Origin of the sequence: Streptomyces sp. NBC_00328 (assembly GCF_036139655.1) — a bacterium.
GTDB lineage: Bacteria > Actinomycetota > Actinomycetes > Streptomycetales > Streptomycetaceae > Streptomyces.
On the sequence record NZ_CP108013.1, the window covers coordinates 7,236,831 to 7,255,971 of the forward strand.

General features: G+C 71.2%; 17 protein-coding genes and 1 pseudogene. 7 read left to right on the top strand and 11 right to left on the bottom strand.

Annotated features, from left to right (window positions below):
- Window positions 1-63: 63 nt before the first annotated feature.
- Window positions 64-957 carry a hypothetical protein gene (locus OG485_RS31750; protein ID WP_328672012.1) on the bottom strand — a complete coding sequence of 298 codons (894 nt, stop codon included), beginning with the start codon at window positions 955-957 and terminating at the stop codon, window positions 64-66.
- Window positions 954-2,033 (bottom strand): SPFH domain-containing protein, encoded by a 1,080-nt coding sequence (locus OG485_RS31755; protein ID WP_328674739.1) that lies wholly within the window; start codon window positions 2,031-2,033, stop codon window positions 954-956. Before OG485_RS31755 ends, OG485_RS31750 begins: the two co-directional genes overlap by 4 nt.
- A gap of 164 nt (window positions 2,034-2,197) precedes the next feature.
- Here OG485_RS31755 and OG485_RS31760 point away from each other — a divergent pair, with 164 nt between their 5' ends.
- Together OG485_RS31760 and argF are read left to right on the top strand one after the other, a co-directional pair.
- Window positions 2,198-3,421 carry an arginine deiminase gene (locus OG485_RS31760; RefSeq protein WP_328672013.1) on the top strand — a complete coding sequence of 408 codons (1,224 nt, stop codon included), beginning with the start codon at window positions 2,198-2,200 and terminating at the stop codon, window positions 3,419-3,421.
- 129 nt (window positions 3,422-3,550) lie between these two features.
- The gene (gene argF, locus OG485_RS31765; RefSeq protein WP_328672014.1) at window positions 3,551-4,558 is read left to right on the top strand and encodes an ornithine carbamoyltransferase; all 1,008 of its coding nucleotides are present in this window, start codon (window positions 3,551-3,553) and stop codon (window positions 4,556-4,558) included.
- A gap of 111 nt (window positions 4,559-4,669) precedes the next feature.
- Here argF and OG485_RS31770 read toward each other — a convergent pair whose 3' ends face one another.
- Entirely contained in the window at window positions 4,670-5,110 is a 441-nt protein-coding gene (locus tag OG485_RS31770) for an ATP-binding protein (protein WP_328672015.1), read from the bottom strand.
- A gap of 417 nt (window positions 5,111-5,527) precedes the next feature.
- Between OG485_RS31770 and OG485_RS31775 the strand changes: the two genes are divergently transcribed.
- Window positions 5,528-6,355, top strand: coding sequence for an enoyl-CoA hydratase family protein (locus OG485_RS31775; protein WP_328672016.1), 828 nt, complete (start codon window positions 5,528-5,530; stop codon window positions 6,353-6,355).
- A gap of 7 nt (window positions 6,356-6,362) precedes the next feature.
- Window positions 6,363-8,651: a bifunctional salicylyl-CoA 5-hydroxylase/oxidoreductase gene (locus OG485_RS31780; RefSeq protein ID WP_328672017.1), complete on the top strand. Its 2,289-nt coding sequence runs from the start codon at window positions 6,363-6,365 to the stop codon at window positions 8,649-8,651.
- Here OG485_RS31780 and OG485_RS31785 read toward each other — a convergent pair.
- Both OG485_RS31785 and OG485_RS31790 read right to left on the bottom strand, forming a co-directional pair.
- Window positions 8,635-9,489 (bottom strand): PaaX family transcriptional regulator, encoded by an 855-nt coding sequence (locus tag OG485_RS31785; protein ID WP_328672018.1) that lies wholly within the window; start codon window positions 9,487-9,489, stop codon window positions 8,635-8,637. The two genes, OG485_RS31780 and OG485_RS31785, sit on opposite strands and share 17 nt — an antisense overlap.
- Before the next feature lie 15 nt (window positions 9,490-9,504).
- Entirely contained in the window at window positions 9,505-11,268 is a 1,764-nt protein-coding gene (locus OG485_RS31790; protein WP_328672019.1) for an AMP-binding protein, read from the bottom strand.
- Between the two features lie 139 nt (window positions 11,269-11,407).
- Here OG485_RS31790 and OG485_RS31795 point away from each other — a divergent pair, with 139 nt between their 5' ends.
- Entirely contained in the window at window positions 11,408-12,553 is a 1,146-nt protein-coding gene (locus tag OG485_RS31795) for an acyl-CoA dehydrogenase family protein (protein WP_328672020.1), read from the top strand.
- A 91-nt stretch (window positions 12,554-12,644) separates the two neighbouring features.
- The gene (locus tag OG485_RS31800) at window positions 12,645-13,043 is read left to right on the top strand and encodes a RidA family protein (RefSeq protein ID WP_328672021.1); all 399 of its coding nucleotides are present in this window, start codon (window positions 12,645-12,647) and stop codon (window positions 13,041-13,043) included.
- A 28-nt stretch (window positions 13,044-13,071) separates the two neighbouring features.
- Here the strand turns inward: OG485_RS31800 and OG485_RS31805 are convergent, their stop codons facing one another.
- Window positions 13,072-13,266 carry a DUF5999 family protein gene (locus tag OG485_RS31805; protein ID WP_328672022.1) on the bottom strand — a complete coding sequence of 65 codons (195 nt, stop codon included), beginning with the start codon at window positions 13,264-13,266 and terminating at the stop codon, window positions 13,072-13,074.
- A 252-nt stretch (window positions 13,267-13,518) separates the two neighbouring features.
- Between OG485_RS31805 and OG485_RS31810 the strand changes: the two genes are divergently transcribed.
- The gene (locus tag OG485_RS31810; RefSeq protein WP_328672023.1) at window positions 13,519-13,941 is read left to right on the top strand and encodes a DUF6299 family protein; all 423 of its coding nucleotides are present in this window, start codon (window positions 13,519-13,521) and stop codon (window positions 13,939-13,941) included.
- Window positions 13,942-14,653: 712 nt separating this feature from the next.
- On the opposite strand, the pseudogene OG485_RS44070 reads toward OG485_RS31810, so the two are convergent.
- The 5 genes and pseudogenes from OG485_RS44070 to OG485_RS31835 all read right to left on the bottom strand — a co-directional run.
- Window positions 14,654-15,721 (bottom strand): annotated as a pseudogene (locus OG485_RS44070) (hypothetical protein); the annotation flags it as partial.
- A gap of 172 nt (window positions 15,722-15,893) precedes the next feature.
- Window positions 15,894-16,178 (bottom strand): DUF7336 domain-containing protein, encoded by a 285-nt coding sequence (locus OG485_RS31820; RefSeq protein WP_328672025.1) that lies wholly within the window; start codon window positions 16,176-16,178, stop codon window positions 15,894-15,896.
- An 86-nt stretch (window positions 16,179-16,264) separates the two neighbouring features.
- A complete protein-coding gene (locus tag OG485_RS31825; RefSeq protein WP_328672026.1) occupies window positions 16,265-16,657 on the bottom strand; it encodes a hypothetical protein in 393 nt (130 codons plus the stop codon).
- 120 nt (window positions 16,658-16,777) lie between these two features.
- On the bottom strand, window positions 16,778-18,307 hold the full coding sequence (locus OG485_RS31830; RefSeq protein WP_328447059.1) for a helix-turn-helix domain-containing protein: 1,530 nt from the start codon (window positions 18,305-18,307) through the stop codon (window positions 16,778-16,780).
- A 230-nt stretch (window positions 18,308-18,537) separates the two neighbouring features.
- A complete protein-coding gene (locus OG485_RS31835; RefSeq protein ID WP_328672027.1) occupies window positions 18,538-18,732 on the bottom strand; it encodes a DUF4236 domain-containing protein in 195 nt (64 codons plus the stop codon).
- Window positions 18,733-19,141: the final 409 nt, after the last annotated feature.

Genomic DNA, 19,141 nt, shown 5'->3' on the forward strand with positions numbered 1-19,141 from the left:
GTCCGGGGCGGCGGGGCCCGGCGGGGTTCGGCGCAGCCGGTCGGCGAGGGAGCGGAGCGACCCTCAGCCGACCAGGCGGAGCCGAACCCCGGCCACCCCCACCCGCACGGTCTGGCCCCAGACCAGTTCCACCGCATCCCCCTCCATCCCGTCCCCGAACACGATGAGCCGGTCCGACTCCACCGTGAGGGACAGCCGCCCGGCCCCGGTGAGCTCGCCGCCCACGAGCGAGGTGCCCGTGGCCGGCGACGGCCAGGCCTCGCGGACGAACCAGAGCAGGCGCTCGTCCGTCGGCCCCGGCAGAGGAAGCCGCTCGCCCCGCTCCTGCCACACCGACCGGAGCCAGCCGGTGGCCCCGGTCCCGGTCCCCACCAGCACCCCGGAGGACGCCTGGGGCTCGACGGCACCCCCGTACTCGTCGAGCCCCAGCCGATAGCGGACCGTCTGATGGCCCGCGGCTCCCAGATAGATCTCGTTGAGCGCGACCAGCCGCTGCGTGTCGTCCGCGACCGCCTCGACCATGGTCAGCTCGTCGGCGCTGCCCCCCTGCGCCGAGGCGAGCAGCGCGCCCGCGTCCCCCGGCCGGTGCCGCACCAGCACGCCCGGATTGCGCCCGGGGTCGGCGTCGATGCCCACCACCGGCTGACCCTCCAGGTACTTGGCGACGTTCGCGACCAGCCCGTCCTGGCCGACCACGACCACCACGTCCTCCGGCGCGAACAGGAACCGGTCCAGGTCGGAACGCTCCACGCGTGCCTGACGCCAGGTCAGCGGAACGGCCGCCACGACCGCGGACAGCGCCTCACGGGCCCGCCGGTGCCGTTCGGCGACCTCCGCGATGTCCCGGCCGCGCGAGGACAGGAAGAACGCCGCCTGCCCGTGCGTGCCGTGACGGGCCGTCAATTCCTCGTACTCGGTGGTCCGGTGGACGAGGACGACCCGGGGCGCGAGACTCACGCCTGTTCCCCGGCGGCCCCGTTGCCCAGCTTGGCGAGCAGCCCGGTGAGGACGTCGGGCGAGACGGTGAGGTTCTCGATCCGCGGCAGGTTCTCCGCGAGCCGGGTCCCGGTCAGGGCGTGCAGCGTGGCGACGTCGACGTCGCCGTGGACCCGCAGCCAGGCCGCCTGAGCCTCGGCCCGGGCCGCGCCGACCTCGCGCGCCGCCTGCGCCTCGGCCCCCGCGAGCCGCACCTTGCGCGTGGCCTCCGCCTCGGCGAGCCGCAGCGACCGGGTGGCCTCCGCCTCGGCCAGCCGGACCGTGCGGGCCGCCTCCGCCCCGGCGCGCACCGCGTCCGCCGCCGCGTGTTCCTCCGCCTCACGGCGGGCGTTCGTGCCCTGCTGGTCGACCAACTGCTCCTCGCGTCGCGCGAGTTCGATCCGGCTGGCGAGCTCGTTCTCGGCGATGGCCCGCTCCCGCTCGACCGCGACGGCCCGGCGCTCGTACGTGGCCTTGTCCGCGTCCTGCTGGATCTGCTCGCGGGCGGGGGTGCGCAGCGCCCGTTCCACCTCGGGCTCCGGGCGCAGCGCGACGACCCGCACCGCGACCACCTCGATGCCGGTGGCCGGCAGCCGGGGCTCGGCGGCGAGGCCGTCCGCGATCCGCTCCCGCACCGCCGCGACGCCGTCGACCAGCGCGGACGCCAGCGTCGTACGGGCGAGCACGTCGAGCGCGTGCTGCTGGGCCGTCTCGGTCAGCAGCGAGCCCAGCTGCTCCAGCGGGGCGCCGCGCCAGGCGCCGGAGTCGGGGTCTATGGAGAAGTCGATGCGAGAGGCGGCGACCGCGGGGTCGCTGATCCGGTAGGTGACGGTCGCCTGCACCGCGACATCCTGGAAGTCGGACGTACGGGCATGGAAGGTCATCGCCAGCTCGCGGTCGTCGACGGGGACTTCGGAGAGCGCCGCGGTCAGCGAGCGGTACCAGAAGCTGAGTCCGGGGCCGTCGTGGACCAGCTGTCCCGACCGGTGGTGCCGGACATGGGCGGTGGGTGCCCCGCGCAGATGGCGCCAGCCCAGGCGTCGCGTGATGTCGGCCATGTGTACCCCCTCGACGCCGGGCTGTCCCGGCGGCTCCACGTCGTTCATTGTCGTCACTGAGACGATAACGAACGGGCAGGCTTATCGTCAAGGGGACGAAATGAATGCGGTGCGGCTCGGGCGATCCACGGGTGAACACGCGTCCGGATGGTCAGGATGGAGGCATGGGATTCCATGTCGACTCCGAGGCCGGGCGGCTGCGCCGCGTCATCCTGCACCGGCCCGATCTCGAGCTCAAAAGGCTCACCCCCAGCAACAAGGACGCGCTCCTCTTCGACGACGTGCTGTGGGTGCGCCGGGCGCGCGCGGAACACGACGGGTTCGCCGACGTGCTGCGCGACCGTGGGGTCACCGTCCACCTCTTCGGCGACCTGCTCACCGAGACCGTGGCCATCGGGGAGGCCAGGTCGCTCGTCCTGGACCGGGTCTTCGACGAGAAGGAGTACGGTCCGCTCGCCACCGGTCATCTCCGGGCCGCCTTCGAGGCCATGCCCGCCCCGGAACTGGCGTCCGTGCTCGTCGGCGGCATGACCAAGCGCGAGTTCCTGGACGCGCACGCGGAGCCCACCTCCGTGCGCTTCCACGTCATGGACCTGGACGACTTCCTCCTGCGGCCGCTGCCCAACCACCTCTTCACCCGTGACACCTCCGCCTGGATCTACGACGGGGTCTCCATCAACGCCATGCGCTGGCCGGCCCGGCAGCGCGAGACCGTGCACTTCGAGGCGATCTACCGGCATCACCCGCTGTTCCGCGGCGAGCACTTCAAGCTCTGGTCGGAGGGGCAGGCGGACTACCCGTCCACCATCGAGGGCGGCGACGTCCTCGTCATCGGCAGCGGCGCGGTGCTCATCGGCATGAGCGAGCGGACGACGCCCCAGGCCGTCGAGATGCTCGCCCACAAGCTGTTCGCGGCCGGCTCGGCCCGCACCATCGTGGCGCTCGACATGCCCAAGCGGCGTGCGCTCATGCACCTCGACACGGTGATGACGATGGTCGACGGCGACATCTTCACGCAGTACGCCGGGCTCGGCATGCTCCGCTCGTACACCATCGAGCCGGGCGTGGGGGACAAGGAACTGAAGGTCACCGACCACCCCCCGGAGCACATGCACCGCGCCATCGCGGCGGCGCTCGGCCTCAATGAGATCCGGGTCCTGACCGCCACGCAGGACGTGCACGCGGCCGAACGGGAGCAGTGGGACGACGGCTGCAACGTCCTCGCCGTCGAGCCGGGAGTCGTGATCGCCTACGAGCGCAACTCCACCACCAACACCCATCTGCGCAAGCAGGGCATCGAGGTGATCGAGATCCCGGGCAGCGAGCTGGGCAGGGGGAGGGGCGGCCCCCGCTGCATGAGCTGCCCCGTCGTACGGGACCCCGTGTAGGGGCCCGCGCGGGTCGTCGAACGAAGTCGGCGCGGATTCGAACGATAGGCCGCATATAAATGCTGAGGGTCGTATAGAATTTCAGGCGTCCGGTCCCGTCCTCGTCCCCGTCATCCCTGGAGCTCCCCCATGGCGACAGTCCCGACCGCCCTCGCCGGCCGTCACTTCCTCAAGGAGCTGGACTTCACGGAGGAGGAGTTCCTCGGCCTGGTCGAGCTGGCCGCCGGGCTCAAGGCGGCCAAGAGGACCGGGGCGGAGACCCGGTATCTCCAGGGCAGGAACATCGCGCTGATCTTCGAGAAGACCTCGACGCGTACCCGCTGCGCCTTCGAGGTCGCGGCCGCGGACCAGGGTGCCTCGACGACGTATCTGGACCCGACCGGCTCGCAGATGGGTCACAAGGAGTCCGTGAAGGACACCGCCCGTGTGCTTGGCCGCATGTTCGACGCGATCGAGTACCGCGGCGACAGCCAGTCCGCGGTGGAGGAGCTGGCCGCCCACGCCGGAGTGCCGGTCTACAACGGTCTCACCGACGCATGGCACCCCACCCAGATGCTGGCCGACGTCCTCACCATGACCGAGCACTGCGCCAAGCCGGTCGATGAGATCGTCTTCGCCTACATGGGTGACGCCCGTTTCAACATGGGCAACTCGTACGTGATCACCGGCGCGCTGCTCGGCATGGATGTGCGGATAGTGGCCCCCCAGGCCTACTGGCCGGACGACGAGATCGTCGCGAAGGCCCGCGAACTCGCCGCGAAGAGCGGCGGCAGCGTCACCCTCACCGAGCAGGTGGGCGAGGGCGTGCGGGGCGCCGACTTCGTGGCCACCGACGTCTGGGTCTCCATGGGGGAGCCCAAGGAGGTGTGGGCCGAGCGCATCGGTGCCCTGGTCCCGTACGCCGTGACCATGGACGTACTGCGCGCCACCGGGAACCCGGACGTCAGGTTCCTGCACTGCCTGCCGGCCTTCCACGACCTCGGCACCCGGGTCGGCCGCGAGCTGTACGAGGTGTACGGACTCGACTCGCTGGAGGTCACCGACGAGGTCTTCGAGTCGGCGCATTCCGTCGTCTTCGACCAGGCCGAGAACCGGCTGCACACCATCAAGGCGATCATGGTCGCCACGCTGGCCTGATCTTTCCGTGGGCCCGCAGGCCCGTAGATCCCCAGGCCCGTAGCCCGCAGGCCCGTACATCCGTACGTCTCTGCGGGTGACGCGCGTGTCCCGTGTTTCCCGTGCGGGCCGCTACAGCGCCGGCTGCCGCTGGGCGGGAATCACGGGCAGTCTGAACCAGACCGCCTTGCCCGAGTCGGTGGGGCGGTGCCCGCAGGCCGAGCTGAGGGCGCGGAGCAGCAGCAGGCCGCGCCCGTGCTCCTGCCAGGGGTCCGGCTCGCCGGGCGGGTGCGGCAGCGTCAGATCGAGGGGCGGCTCCGGGTCCGGGTCGTGCACCTCGACCCGGCAGCCGGTCGGCATCAGTTCCACGACCAGCTCTATCGGTCCGTCGCCCGCGGTGTGCTCGACCGCGTTGGCGACCAGCTCCGCGGTGAGCAGCTCGGCGGTGTCGCTGTCGGCCGCGTGCTTCCGTTCCGCGAGTGCCGTGCGGACCAGGGCGCGGGCGACCGGCACGGCCGCGACGGTGTGCGGCAGCGCGATGCGCCAGGAGGCGGGTGCTGGGGTGTCGTACAAGGCGGGTCCGTTCGTGGAGCAGGCTGTCCTGCTTACAACCTAAGGAATGGTACGGCGCCATCGGGTGAACGCGCTCGGCGGACTGTTCGGGGACGTCGGCCGATGCGTTCCGGAGGGGACAAGGCCTCCTTTCGGGACGTTCGGTCCGATACGGACTGTGTACCCGGACAAACGGCCCTCCTCCCGCCTCCGGCCCCGCCGTTACACGGCTATCGACAATCCGTGACGCGGTGACGGACCACGGTCCCCTCGCGCCCCCGTTCACGGCCTGTGGCCGTTTCGTCACGGCGCGCGGGCCGCCCTTCGCGACTCGTGGTCAATCTGCTTTATCGCGCGCTCATGACGACAGTCACGAATGAGTGATAAATTGGTGGGACAGCCGTATCGCGTCGCCCCCGCCCTAGGAGGCCGCCCGCCATGAGTCCCTTCACCGGCTCCGCCGGCCGCACCGCCGACTGGCAGCATCTGAGGTACGAGCTCACCGACGGCGTCGCCACGGTCACCCTGGCCCGCCCCGAGAAACTCAACGCGCTCACCTTCGGTGCCTACGCCGACCTGCGCGACCTGCTCGCCGAGCTGTCCCGCGAGCGGTCCGTGCGGGCCCTGGTGCTCGCGGGCGAGGGCCGCGGATTCTGTTCCGGCGGCGACGTCGACGAGATCATCGGCGCGACCCTCTCCATGGACACCGCCCAGCTCCTCGACTTCAACCGGATGACCGGGCAGGTCGTCAGGGCCGTACGGGAATGCCCGTTCCCGGTGATCGCCGCGGTGCACGGCGTGGCGGCGGGCGCCGGAGCCGTGCTGGCGCTGGCCGCGGACTTCCGGGTGGCCGACCCGAGCGCCCGCTTCGCCTTCCTCTTCACCCGGGTCGGGCTGTCCGGCGGCGACATGGGCGCGGCCTATCTGCTGCCCCGGGTGGTCGGGCTCGGACACGCGACCCGGCTGCTGATGCTCGGCGACCCGGTGCGCGCGCCCGAGGCCGAACGCATCGGGCTGATCAGCGAACTCACCGACGAGGGGCACGCCGACGAGGGCGCCCAGGCGCTGGCCCGCCGTCTCGCCGACGGTCCGGCCCTCGCGTACGCCCAGACGAAGGCGCTGCTCACCGCCGAGCTGGACATGCCGCTCGCGGCCGCCGTCGAACTGGACGCCGCGACCCAGGCCCTGCTGATGAACGGCGAGGACTACACCGAGTTCCACGCCGCCTTCACCGAGAAGCGGGCCCCGAAGTGGCAGGGGAGGTGAGCCCGGGATGCGCGTGAAGGCCGGCGCGAGGCGGGTCGCGGTGATCGGCGGTGGCCCCGGCGGGCTCTACGCGGCGGCCCTCCTCAAACGCCTGGACCCGGACCGCGAGATCACCGTCTGGGAACGCAACGCGCCCGACGACACCTTCGGTTTCGGCGTCGTCCTGTCCGACGAGACCCTCGGCGGCATCGAACACGCCGACCCGGTCGTGTACGCGGCGCTCCAGGCCGAGTTCGTCCGCTGGGACGACATCGACATCGTGCACCGCGGAGTGCGGCACACCTCCGGCGGCCACGGCTTCGCGGCGCTCGGACGGCGCCGGCTCCTGGAGATCCTGCACGAACGCTGCCGCTCGCTCGGTGTCGACCTGCGCTTCTCGGCCGAGGCCCCGCCCGTGGACGAACTCATGGCGGCCTACGACCTCGTCGTCGCCGCCGACGGTGTGCACAGCCTCACGCGCGCGGCCCACGCGCAGTGGTTCCGCCCGTCCGTCGAGGAGCACCGCTGCCGCTACATCTGGCTCGCGGCCGACTTCGCCTTCGACGCCTTCCGCTTCGAGATCGCCGAGACCGAGCACGGCGTGATGCAGCTCCACGGCTACCCGTACTCGGCCGACGCCTCCACCGTCATCGTCGAGATGCGCGAAGAGGTGTGGCGCGCCTCCGGGTTCGCGGACCTCGACGAGCAGGAGTCCATCGAGCGGTGCGGCAAGATCTTCGCGGACGCGCTCGGCGGACGCCCGCTGCGCGCCAACAAATCGACGTGGACGACCTTCCGTACGATCGTCAACGACCGCTGGTCGCACGGTAATCTGGTCCTGCTCGGCGACGCGGCGCACACCGCGCACTTCTCCATCGGCTCCGGTACGAAGCTCGCCGTCGAGGACGCGCTCGCGCTGACCGCCTGTCTGGAGGAACAGCCCTCGCCGGCAGAGGCGTTGGCGGCCTACGAGGAGGAGCGGCGCCCGGTCGTCGCCTCCACCCAGCGGGCCGCCCGCGCCAGCCTCGACTGGTTCGAGAACCTCGGCCGCTATCTCGGCCAGCCCACCCGGCAGTTCGCGTTCAACCTCCTCACCCGCAGCCGCCGCGTCACGCACGACAACCTGCGGCTGCGCGATCCGCGCTTCGTGGCCGCGGTCGAGCGTGAGTTCCGCTGTCCGCCCGGCACCCCGCCGATGTTCACCCCGTTCCGGCTGCGCGGCCTGACCCTGCGCAACCGGGTCGTCGTCTCACCGATGGACATGTACTCGGCCGTGGACGGCGTCCCCGGCGACTTCCATCTCGTCCACCTCGGCGCGCGGGCCCTGGGCGGCGCGGGACTGGTCATGACCGAGATGGTGTGCGTCAGCGCGGAGGGCCGCATCACGCCCGGCTGTGCGGGCATCTACACCGCCCGGCAGGCCGACTCATGGCGGCGGATCGTGGATTTCACGCACCGTCAGGCACCGGGCACGGCGATCGGCCTCCAGCTCGGCCACGCCGGACGCAAGGGCTCCACGCGGCTGATGTGGGAGGGCATCGACGAACCCCTGCCGGACGGCAACTGGCCGCTCGTGGCCGCCTCCCCGCTCCCGTACAAGCCGGACAGCCAGACCCCCCGCCAGCTGTCGCGCGCCCAGCTCACCGATCTGCGCGAGCAGTTCACCGCGGCCGCCTGCCGCGCGGCCCGCTGCGGTTTCGACCTCCTCGAACTGCACTGCGCCCACGGCTACCTGCTCTCCGGCTTCCTCTCCCCGCTGACCAACCTGCGGACCGACGCGTACGGCGGATCGCTGGACAAGCGGCTGCGCTTCCCGCTCGAAGTGTTCGACGCGGTGCGGGCGGTGTGGCCCGCGGAACGGCCGATGACCGTACGCATCTCCGCCACGGACTGGGCCGAGGGCGGCACCACCGGGGACGACGCGGTGGCGATCGCACGGGCCTTCGCCGCGCACGGCGCCGACGCGGTGGACGTGTCGACCGGCCAGGTGGTGGCGGAGGAGCGCCCCGAGTACGGCCGCTCCTACCAGACGCCGTACGCGGACCGGATCCGTCACGAGACGGGGATCCCGGTCATCGCCGTCGGCGCGATCTCGTCCTGGGACGACGTCAACTCCCTGATCCTGGCCGGTCGTACCGACCTGTGCGCGCTCGCCAGACCGCACCTGTACGACCCGAACTGGACGCTGCACGCGGCGGCCGAGCAAGGCTACGAAGGACCGGGCGCCGATTGGCCGATGCCCTACCGCGCGGGCAGCCGCCGCCCCCAGACCGGCCGCACCGACGCCCCCAGACCCCGGCTCACCCTGGGTACGTGAGCGTGTCGGGGTGCCCCGGCCACGGAGGCACCCCGGCGAACTCCGCGCCCGCGTCCCGCAGTCGCTCGTGGAGTGCCCGGAAGACGGTGGCCGAGCGGGCCCCGGGCCAGCCCTCGGGGAGCAGGGCCGCGGGCAACCCCGGGTCGGTGTAGGGGAGATGGCGCCAGGAGTCGAGAGCGAGCAGGTAGTCGCGGTACGCCTCCTCGGGCGGGGTGTCCGTCCGCTCCTCCCAGGTGTGCAGCACCCGCGCGTGCCGGCCGAGGAACGCCTCGTGCTCCTTGGCGATCGCGGTCAGGTCCCACCAGCGCGCCACCGCGTCGGCCGTCGCGGCGAACCCCAGATGCTCGCCCCGGAACAGCTCCACGTACCCGTCGAGCCGCAGCCGTTCCAGGGTGTGCCGGGTCTCCTCGTACAGCCGCGCCGGGGCGATCCACACACCGGGGGCCGCCGTGCCGAAGCCGAGACCGGCCAGCCGCGAGCGCAGGACGTGCCGTTTCTGCCGCTCCGACTCGGGCACGGAGAACACGGCGAGCACCCAGCCGCCGTTCTCGGGAGGTGCGGTCGCGTACACCCTGCGGTCACCGTCGTCGAGCAACTGCCGTGCGTCCGGCGACAACGCGTACCCGGCCGCGCCCGCCGCGGTGCGCGCCGGCTCCAGCAGCCCGCGGCGCTTGAGCCGGGAGACCGACGAGCGCACCGAGGGCGCGTCCACGCCGACCGCGGCGAGGAGCCGGATCAACTCGGCCACCGGCACCGGGCCGGGCGTGAAACGGCCGTAGGCGCCGTAGAAAGTGACGATGAGGGACCGGGGGGCGTGGTGCTCTGACACGTTGATCACTCTAGTGCGCGAAGATCACTTGGGATCGCCGTCCGCGGACAAGCCGTCCCCGGCAGCGGAGGCCGACACCCCGGGCACGGAGGCAGGTTCCCCGGGCACGGAGACCGAGGGGATGCCGGTCGTGCCGTCGGAACGGCTTTCCTCCCGCAGCCTGAACCGCTGGAGCTTGCCCGTGGCGGTCCGTGGCAGGGCGTCCAGGAAGACGATCTCGCGGGGGCATTTGTACGGAGCCAGCTCGGACTTGAGGAAGGCGCGCAGCGTTTCGGCGTCCCGGCGGGCGCCCTCCTTGAGCACGGCGTAGGCCACCACGATCTGCCCGCGCGCCTCGTCGGACTGCCCGACGACGGCCGTCTCCAGGACGTCCGGGTGCCGCAGCAGCGCGTCCTCGACCTCGGGGCCCGCGATGTTGTACCCCGCCGAGATGATCATGTCGTCGGCGCGGGCCACATAGCGGAAGTAGCCGTCGGGGTCGCGGACATAGGTGTCACCGGTGATGTTCCAGCCGCCGCGTACGTACTCCCGCTGGCGGGGGTCGGCGAGATACCGGCAGCCGACCGGGCCGCGCACGGCGAGCAGACCGGGCTCGCCGTCCGGCACCGGCGTCCCGCCGGCGTCGACCACGCGCGCGTGCCAGCCCGGCACGGGTACGCCCGTCGCGCCGGGGCGGATGTCGCCGTCGGCGGCGGAGATGAAGATGTGCAGCAGCTCGGTGGCGCCGATGCCGTTGATGATGCCGAGCCCGGTGCGCTCCTGCCAGTCCCGCCAGGTCGCGGCGGGAAGGTTCTCGCCGGCGGACACACAGCGCCGCAGCGACCCGATGTCGTGCCCGTCCGCTTCCGCTTCCGCCAGTTCCGCCAGCATCGCCCGGTAGGCGGTCGGCGCGGTGAACAGCACGGAGACCCGGTGCTCGGCGATCGCGGGCAACAGCTGTCGGGGGCCCGCCTGTTCGAGCAGCAGGGAACAGGCGCCGGCGCGCAGCGGGAAGACCACGAGACCGCCGAGCCCGAACGTGAAACCCAGCGGAGGACTGCCCGCGAAGACATCGTCCTCGCGCGGCCGCAGCACATGCTTCGAGAACGTGTCCGCGATCGCCAGCACATCGCGGTGGAAGTGCATACAGCCCTTGGGCCGGCCGGTGGTGCCCGAGGTGAACGCGATCAGCGCCACATCGTCGGCGGCCGTGTCCACCGCGTCGAAGGGCTCGCCCGGGGCGCCGGTGATCCGCAGCAGCAGATCGCCGGGCGCGTCACCGCCGTACGTGGTGACCCGCAGTCCGGGAACCTCCGCCTTGACCAGGTCGTCGACCGAGCGGACGTCGCACAGGGCGTGGGTCACCCGGGCGATCGAGCACATCGTGCTCAGTTCGTGCGGCCGCTGCTGCGCGAGCACCGTGACGGCGACCGCGCCCGCCTTCAGCACCGCCAGCCAGCACGCCGCGAGCCACGGTGTGGTCGGGCCGCGCAGCAGCACCCGGTTGCCCGGCACGACACCCAGCTCGCCGGTCAGCACATGGGCGATCCGGTCCACACGGGCGCGGAGCTGTCCGTAGGTCCACGGTGCGCCGGACGGCGTACGGAACACCGGGCGTCCGGGGTCGGTGTCCGCGAGGAGCTCGACGGCGCAGTTGAGCCGGTCGGGGTAGCGCAGCTCAGGCAGGCCGAAGCGGAGTTCGGGCCACTGCCCGGGGGGCGGGAGGTGGTCGCGCGCGAAGGTGTCGACGTGGGCCGAACGTGCCGGCCCCGGAGTGTCTGCGGGATCCAGGGGATCCACAAGGTCCATGGCGTCTCGCCCCCTTGCCTTGACGGGCTGCCTCGGTGGGCGTCGTGGTGGGCTCGCACAAGGAGCGTATCGTGTTGGTGACGACAGTCAACGGTTCGCGATAACGTGGGTGGCGTCCGATGGGGAGAGGGGACGGGCAATGACCGCATTCTCGCTCGATCCGGGGCAGACCGCCTGGTGTGCCGAGCTGCGCGCGCTGGCCGCGGAGCGACTGCGCCCCCTGGCCGACAAGGGGGAACCGGGCCACGTCAACCGGCCGCTCGTCGCCGAACTGGGCCGGCTCGGCCTGCTCTCCCGCCTGTTCACCTCCGGTGCCCTTGACCTCTGCCTCATGCGCGAGTCCCTGGCCCAGGTCTGCACCGAGGCCGAGACGGCGCTGGCTCTCCAGGGGCTCGGCGCCCATCCCGTCCACGCGTACGGCACCGCGGCCCAGCGCGCGCACTGGCTGCCCCGGGTCACCGACGGCTCCGCTGTGGCGGCCTTCGCCCTGAGCGAGCCCGGCGCGGGTTCGGACGCGGCCGCGCTGGCACTCCGGGCGGACGCGGACGGCACCGGCGGCTGGCGGCTCACCGGCGAGAAGTGCTGGATCTCCAACGCCCCCGAGGCCGACCTCTACACCGTCTTCGCGCGGACCACGCCCGACGCCGGTGCCCGCGGTGTCACCGCCTTCCTCGTCCCCGCCGGCCGCCCCGGCCTCACCGGCACCCCGCTCGACATGCTCTCCCCGCACCCCATCGGCGCCCTCGCCTTCGACGCCGTACCCGTCACGGCCGACGACGTCCTCGGCGAGCCCGGTCACGGGTTCCGGGTCGCCATGAACACCCTCAACCTCTTCCGGCCGAGCGTGGGCGCCTTCGCCGTCGGCATGGCGCAGGCCGCGCTGGACGCGGCCCTCGCGCACACGGCGCGGCGCGAGGCGTTCGGCGGCCCGCTGAAGGACCTCCAGACCGTGGCCCACCAGGTCGCCGAGATGGCGCTGCGCACCGAGGCCGCCCGCCTGATGGTGTACGCGGCCGCGGCGGCGTACGACGAGGGGGCCACGGACGTACCCCGGCGGGCGGCGATGGCGAAACTGCTCGCGACGGAGACGGCCCAGTACGTCGTCGACGCGGCCGTCCAGCTGCACGGCGCCCGCGCCCTGCGCCGAGGGCATCTCCTCGAACACCTCTACCGCGAGGTGCGCGCGCCGCGTATCTACGAGGGCGCCAGTGAGGTCCAACGGACCATCATCGCCAAGGAGTTGTACCGAACGGCCGAGCGTGCCGAAGAAAGGGTGTCCAGGTGACTCGGTGCCCGGAAGGAAAGGTGTTCAGGCGACTGGGCGCCGGAGCGAAAGGCATCCGGGTGAATAGGCGTCCGGAACGAAAGGCATCCAGGTGACCGCCGAGCGCGTGAATCCGCCCGAGCTCTCCCCGGCGGCCGGCTTCTCCCACGCCGTGGTCGCCACCGGCTCCCGGCTGGTCTTCCTGGCCGGACAGACCGCGCTGGACGTGGACGGCAAGGTGGTGGGGGAGACCCTGCCCCAGCAGTTCGAGAGGGCGCTGGCCAATCTGCTGACCGCGCTGCGCGCGGCGGGCGGCGCTCCCGCGGACCTCGCCCGGGTCACGGTCTACGCGACGGACGTCGCCGACTACCGTGCCCACGCGGCCGAACTGGGCCGTGTCTGGCGCCGGTTGGCGGGCCGCGACTACCCCGCGATGGCCGTCGTCGGCGCGGTGCGCCTGTGGGACGAGCAGGCGCTGGTCGAACTCGACGGCTTCGCCGTACTGGCGTAGGACCGCGGGGCGAGGCGGCGAGCGGGGATCAGGCCGCGACGGCCAGTTGGCCGGCGAACACCCGGTGCGGAGCGATCACGCTGCCGTCGGGGAGCAGTTCGCCGCTGTCGTCGAAGACGATCGCGCCGTTGCACAGCAGGTTCCAGCCCTGCTCGGGATGGGCGGAGACGATGTGCGGGGCGGAGGCGTCCGCGGACGGGCACGAAGACCGGTGGGAACACATGGTGCACCTCCACGTGGGATGCGAAGAGTGTCGGCGGCGCTGTCGTCGCCCTCGCATGTACAGACCATGCGCGCGCGGCGAACCGATCGGAACACCCGGACGAGAAGCGTGACAACACGAGGACAACTCTCTGACGTCCCCAGGACGGACGGTGCCAACTCGCCACCAAAGGGGTGATGATCACCGCCCTCGGCGCCTCGGACCGGTACCTGTTGAGCGCCCTGTCCAGGTTCCTGCTCCCGGAGGTATCCCATGTTGTTCCGCCAGGCCGTCGGCGCGGCCGCCGGTGCCGCGCTGCTCCTGCTTCTCGCCCCGTCCGCCGTCGCCCGGTCCACCCCCTCCGACGAGGTGACCGTCGAGACCGGCACGGTCGCCGCCGACGGCACCATCACCCTCTCCGGCACCTACCGCTGCACGGGCGCCGCCGGGCCCGTGTTCGTGTCCTCCACGGTGTCCCAGGGCGATCCCCTGGTCAGCCGCCCCGTCGGCGGCTCCTCGGCGGTCTGCGACGGCGCGGAGCACCGCTGGAGCAACTCGGAGAAGAGAGCGCCCAGAATCCTCGTCCCGGGACCGGCGCGTGTCGAGGCCACGGTGTTCGACATCAGCGCCACCGGCCTCCCCCTGCCCTCGGTCCACGCGACCCGGGAGCAGGACATCACCGTCGTACAGGGCTGAGCGGGCGCTCACCAACGCCCGGGACCGGGCCCGTGCGACACCCAGGCTCTGTGGCGGCCACGGCGACCGCTGCCGGCGAAGGCCTGTATCGCATGGTGGTTCCGGCGAAGGTCGCCGCCCAGTTCGGTCGGGGCATCGTTCGCCCGGTGGCGTCCGGGGTGTTCCGTACCGCTATCAGCGGTACGGAACACCCCACCCGCCAGGCACAGGCCGGCTCAGGCCGTCCTGCGAACCTCCGGGCCGGTCAGTTGACGGCCAGGACCGCCGTGTTGTTCGTGAGATCCGGGTCGAAGTCGAACGGGTACGTCCCGAACTCGCCGAACGCGGGGTGGATGCTCACGGCACCGGTCGCGCCGGGCACCACGGTGTCGATGCGCACGGAGAACGCGAACGTGCGCTGGGTGTTCTCCAGCACCCAGTACCGCAGGTTGCAGTCGTAGCGAGGGGCGCCCGTCTGCTTCGGGTAGTAGCCGCCGGCGAGGGTGTGCGGGACGCAGCCGGACGGCACGCCGGTGACCGTGGTGCCCTCGGGCACGATCAGCCGGACCTTGGCGACCGGGTCGCCGGAGCCGAGGTTGCCGAACCAGGCCGGGCCGTTGTTCTTGAACGTGAGCTTGGCCGTGGCCGTCGTACCCGCCGCGCCGGAGACGGTGTCACCGGTGACGGAGAAGTCCGCCGTGTTCTCCGCGCCGATCTGGAGGACCGCGTAGTCGTTCTGGGAGTCGAGGTCCTGGGCGCCGTCACCCGGCTCGACATCGATGTCGAGCCGCTCGTTCAGCGCGTGCGGGGCGAGTCGCACCGTCAGCGGCTCGGGCAGCTCGAAGGAGTCTCCCGGCGCCAGCACCTGGTCGAACGTGCAGACCGCCTTGTTCGACGGCGCGTAGTCGCCGTCGTTCGTCGTGGTGTAGGTGCAGGCGTCGTACCGGGTCAGATCCGTCAGGCCGTACGAGGCGTACAGCTTGACGCTGACCCCGTTCGCGCTCTTGTTGCCGTTGTTGGTGACCTTGAACGGGATCGTCCGCTCGTCACCGGGCTGACCGTCCTCGATGTCGGTGACGGGAGCTATGGCGAGGTCGGGCCCGGAGCCCACGGTGAGCGTGGTGTCGAAGCTCTTGTGCGGTGCGGTGAGCGTGCCGTTGGGGCCGCCGGTGGCCGTCGCCTCGTAGGTGATCCTTCCCTGCGCGCCGACAGCGGCGCCATCGGCCGCGCGCACCGTCAGGAACACCTGGTCCTTGTAGTCGCCCCCGATCGCGGGAACCACGGGAACGTCGCACACCGCACTCGTGCCGCTCGGCGTGCAATTGTCAGGCCAGGTCACCTCGGCGACCCCGGCGAGGCCGGAGATGTCGACGGTGAGCCTGCCGTCGGTCACCGTGAAGTTCTCGTTGTCGTGGTAGAGGCCGAGGCCGAGGGTCCGGGACTGCGGCAGGCCGCCGTCGGTGCCGAGCGGCAGCGTCTGCTCGTACGGCTCGTGGATCCACAACTGGTCGGTCTGCGGCGGGTCGGCGTCGGCGAACGCGGGCGCGGCGAGACCGGCGGTCAGCAGGCCTGCCACCACCACGGCGGCGCCGGATCTGAGACGTAACGGGCGTCCAGCAGAGAACAGTCTCATTGCTACCCCCAAGGGTGTGATGACGCGACTGACGCACCGGCGGTCCCGGTGCACCGGCAAGATCATCACATGGCGGGACGGCCCGCCGCGCCCGGGTTTTCCGACCCTGTCGGAGAACACCCGGCTGTCGGCCGACCGGCTCGCTTCTCCCGAGGACATCGAAGGCATCCGAGGGCATCGAGGGCCTGGACGGCTGACGCCCCGGACGGGACAGGCGCATGCCGAACTGCCCTGCCCAGGTATGGGGCAAGGCAGTTCGCCAACCGCAACAAAGGTGTCGCGTCCTCCTGGGGCTTACGTGACCACGGAACGGCATTCCGCCGGGACTCCGCCCACCGGCCTACTCGCCCGGTGGAACGCGAACGAAGCCCTCGGTCCAGTCGCCCTCATCGAGCTCGCAGGGGTCGAAGTAGAAGCACTCCGGTTCATCACGGAAGCCTGGTAGCAGCCGAGCCTGACGCATACGCTCTTCAGCCCGTTCGAGGGTTGAGTAGATACCGAGCAGCTTTACGTCGTCGCCGTCCATCTCGTCGCAGAACACGCCGTTCTCATCGACGTGCACTGTCGAGCCGTCGTCGCCGGCTTCGTTCTGGTGGCCGACATGCCACAACGGATACACGATCATGGGCGCGAAGCTATCAGTGCGCGAGTTCGCCGAGGCCCTGCAACGTTGAACCGCAGGCGTGGACTTGTGCAGCTTCGGCATGTCCGTCACGCGGCTGCCCGGGTGCGTGAGGCGAGTTGGGAGAAGGCGTCTTCCCAGACGGTGCGCACGGTGCGGCCGACGAGGGTGCGCAGCACCGGCCACAGCTGGAGGAGCAGGTCCTGGTCGAGGTAGAGGGGCAGATCGTCGCGCAGACCCTCGTGCAGGACGGTGCGGTACAGGCCCATGCGCTGGCGAGGCTTGCTCACGTCGTACGACGTCATTCCGGACCAGGCCATGTGCGGCGGTAGTTCCACGACCCCCTGGGTCGGGCCGTGCAACTCGTCCAGCGACTCCGGCAGGCGACGGCAGAACTTCTCCCGGTACAGCGCGAGCTCCTCGGCGACCGCGCCCGAGAAGCCGCTCGGAGCGGGTGCGGGGTGCTGTGGGCTGGAGGACATGCCTCCATTATGACGGCGGGGGAGCGGCAGGGGGCGAAATCCCACAGGCGAAGCCGAACCCCTCCTGGCTCGCATACATGCAGGTCAGGAGGGGTTTAGCGGTGTTGTTTCCGAAGACCCTCAGATGTCCCGGAAGATCTCGATCTGCGCGCCGATCGAGTTCAGACGCTCGGCGAGGTCCTCGTAACCGCGGTTGATGACGTACACGTTCCGCAGCACCGAGGTGCCGTCGGCCGCCATCATCGCGAGCAGGACGACCACGGCGGGCCGCAGCGCGGGCGGGCACATCATCTCGGCGGCGCGCCAGCGGGTCGGGCCCTCGACGAGCACCCGGTGCGGGTCGAGCAACTGGAGCCGGCCGCCGAGGCGGTTGAGGTCGGTCAGATAGATCGCCCGGTTGTCGTAGACCCAGTCGTGGATCAGCGTCTGGCCCTGCGCGGTGGCCGCGATGGCCGCGAAGAACGGGACGTTGTCGATGTTCAGGCCCGGGAACGGCATCGGGTGGATCTTGTCGATGGGCGCCTCCAGCTTGGAGGGCCGCACGGTCAGGTCGATCAGCCGCGTACGGCCGTTGTCCGCGAAGTACTCGGGCGTACGGTCGTGGTCGAGGCCCATCTCCTCCAGGACCGCGAGCTCGATCTCCAGGAACTCGATCGGCACCCGGCACACCGTCAGCTCGGACTCGGTGACCACGGCGGCGGCGAGCAGGCTCATCGCCTCGACCGGGTCCTCGGAGGGCGAGTAGTCCACGTCGACGTCGATGTTCGGCACGCCGTGCACGGTGAGCGTCGTGGTGCCGATGCCCTCCACCCGTACGCCCAGCGCCTCCAGGAAGAAGCACAGGTCCTGGACCATGTAGTTGGAGGAGGCGTTGCGGATGACCGTGACACCGTCGTGGCGGGCGGCGGCGAGCAGCGCGTTCTCGGTGACCGTGTCCCCGCGCTCGGTCAGCACGATCGGCCGGCCGGGCGTCACGGACCGGTCGACGCGGGCGTGGTAGAGCCCCTCGGTCGCGGCGATGTCCAGACCGAACCGGCGCAGCGCGATCATGTGCGGCTCGATGGTGCGGGTGCCGAGGTCGCAACCGCCCGCGTACGGCAGTTTGAAGGCTTCCAGGCGGTGCAGCAGCGGGCCGAGGAACATGATGATGGACCGTGTGCGAATGGCGGCCTCGGCGTCGATCGACTCCATGTCGAGCTCGCTCGGCGGCACGATCTCCAGATCGACCCCGCCATTGATCCACCGGGTGCGGACGCCGATCGAGTTGAGGACCTCCAGCAGGCGGTAGACCTCTTCGATCCGGGCCACCCGGCGCAGCACCGTGCGCCCCTTGTTCAGGAGTGTCGCGCACAGCAGGGCGACACAGGCGTTCTTGCTGGTCTTGACGTCGATGGAGCCGGACAGACGGCGGCCGCCGACGACCCGCAGATGCATCGGACCCGCATATCCGAGCGAGACGATCTCACTGTCCAGGGCCTCGCCGATCCGGGCGATCATCTCAAGGCTGATGTTCTGGTTGCCGCGCTCGATGCGATTGACGGCGCTCTGACTCGTGCCGAGTGCCTCGGCGAGCTGCGACTGTGTCCAGCCCCGGTGTTGCCGGGCGTCACGGATGAGCTTGCCGATACGTACGAGGTAGTCGTCTGCCATGGCGCGACCGTATATCGGATGTGAGATAAACAAAAGTGGAGCGCAGCCTTCCGAGTGGCGGGGGTCACCAGGCGGTGTTCGAGGGGCAGTTCGGGTGCCCCGCACCGGCGCGGCGACGGCGCCCGCGGGGTGCCGGCCGGCCCCGCGAGCCCGTGTCGCCGCCGTCGGACGTCGTGCGGAAGTGCTTCCGTGATGGTTCGTCGGGCTTGGAGTTTTTTGTCGCTCTTGAGTCACTTTGACTTGCGTGTGGTCTTGCGCCATCCGAACGGCCCCGGCAGGTCCATCGACGTCGTCCGGCGTCCGGTGCTGCTGTGTGTGCGCCTCGGCCCGTTCTTTCCGCCCGAGGTGATGGACCACGACTTGCGGTTGATGTTGAGCCGCAGTCCGGGAAGGATGCGGAAGCTCTTGCGGAAGGTGAGCGGCATGGTGCCCCCCTGTGTCGGTCGCGCCGGGACGTTCCCGGCGCACACCGGGTACCCCGAAACGGCCCCGATGTGCCTGCCCTCGGCTTCGGGGCGTCAACTTCCCTCCCGAGGGGCCGCGTTGCCCTTCTCCGGGTCCTCGCATTCCGTCGAGTCCCCGGCCGCCCCCCTTGGCCGTCATGCGCTGGTTGTGTGCGGCGTCCAGGGGTGAGGCCGGGCCGGGAGGGCCGCCGGCCCGGGATGTCGCGCCCGGCCGATGCCGGGTGATGCCGGAAGATGCGGGCATTCCTCCCGTGGCGGGACATGCGGAACGGCCCGGACATGCGGGCGTGCGGACATGACCTGTCCGCCCCCATGCACTAGAGTTATCTCGACATCGAGATATCTGCCGAGGCGTACCGCAGCAGCACGC

What these genes read in the sequence shown, in the direction of transcription:
- OG485_RS31790 (WP_328672019.1), bottom strand. Translation starts at nt 11,268, where the DNA reads ATGGACCTTGTGGATCCCCTGGATCCCGCAGACACTCCGGGGCCGGCA.
- argF (WP_328672014.1), top strand. Translation starts at nt 3,551, where the DNA reads ATGGCGACAGTCCCGACCGCCCTCGCCGGCCGTCACTTCCTCAAGGAG.
- OG485_RS31830 (WP_328447059.1), bottom strand. Translation starts at nt 18,307, where the DNA reads ATGGCAGACGACTACCTCGTACGTATCGGCAAGCTCATCCGTGACGCC.
- OG485_RS31795 (WP_328672020.1), top strand. Translation starts at nt 11,408, where the DNA reads ATGACCGCATTCTCGCTCGATCCGGGGCAGACCGCCTGGTGTGCCGAG.
- OG485_RS31805 (WP_328672022.1), bottom strand. Translation starts at nt 13,266, where the DNA reads ATGTGTTCCCACCGGTCTTCGTGCCCGTCCGCGGACGCCTCCGCCCCG.
- OG485_RS31810 (WP_328672023.1), top strand. Translation starts at nt 13,519, where the DNA reads ATGTTGTTCCGCCAGGCCGTCGGCGCGGCCGCCGGTGCCGCGCTGCTC.
- OG485_RS31835 (WP_328672027.1), bottom strand. Translation starts at nt 18,732, where the DNA reads ATGCCGCTCACCTTCCGCAAGAGCTTCCGCATCCTTCCCGGACTGCGG.
- OG485_RS31820 (WP_328672025.1), bottom strand. Translation starts at nt 16,178, where the DNA reads ATGATCGTGTATCCGTTGTGGCATGTCGGCCACCAGAACGAAGCCGGC.
- OG485_RS31825 (WP_328672026.1), bottom strand. Translation starts at nt 16,657, where the DNA reads ATGTCCTCCAGCCCACAGCACCCCGCACCCGCTCCGAGCGGCTTCTCG.
- OG485_RS31780 (WP_328672017.1), top strand. Translation starts at nt 6,363, where the DNA reads ATGCGCGTGAAGGCCGGCGCGAGGCGGGTCGCGGTGATCGGCGGTGGC.
- OG485_RS31755 (WP_328674739.1), bottom strand. Translation starts at nt 2,033, where the DNA reads ATGGCCGACATCACGCGACGCCTGGGCTGGCGCCATCTGCGCGGGGCA.
- OG485_RS31760 (WP_328672013.1), top strand. Translation starts at nt 2,198, where the DNA reads ATGGGATTCCATGTCGACTCCGAGGCCGGGCGGCTGCGCCGCGTCATC.
- OG485_RS31775 (WP_328672016.1), top strand. Translation starts at nt 5,528, where the DNA reads ATGAGTCCCTTCACCGGCTCCGCCGGCCGCACCGCCGACTGGCAGCAT.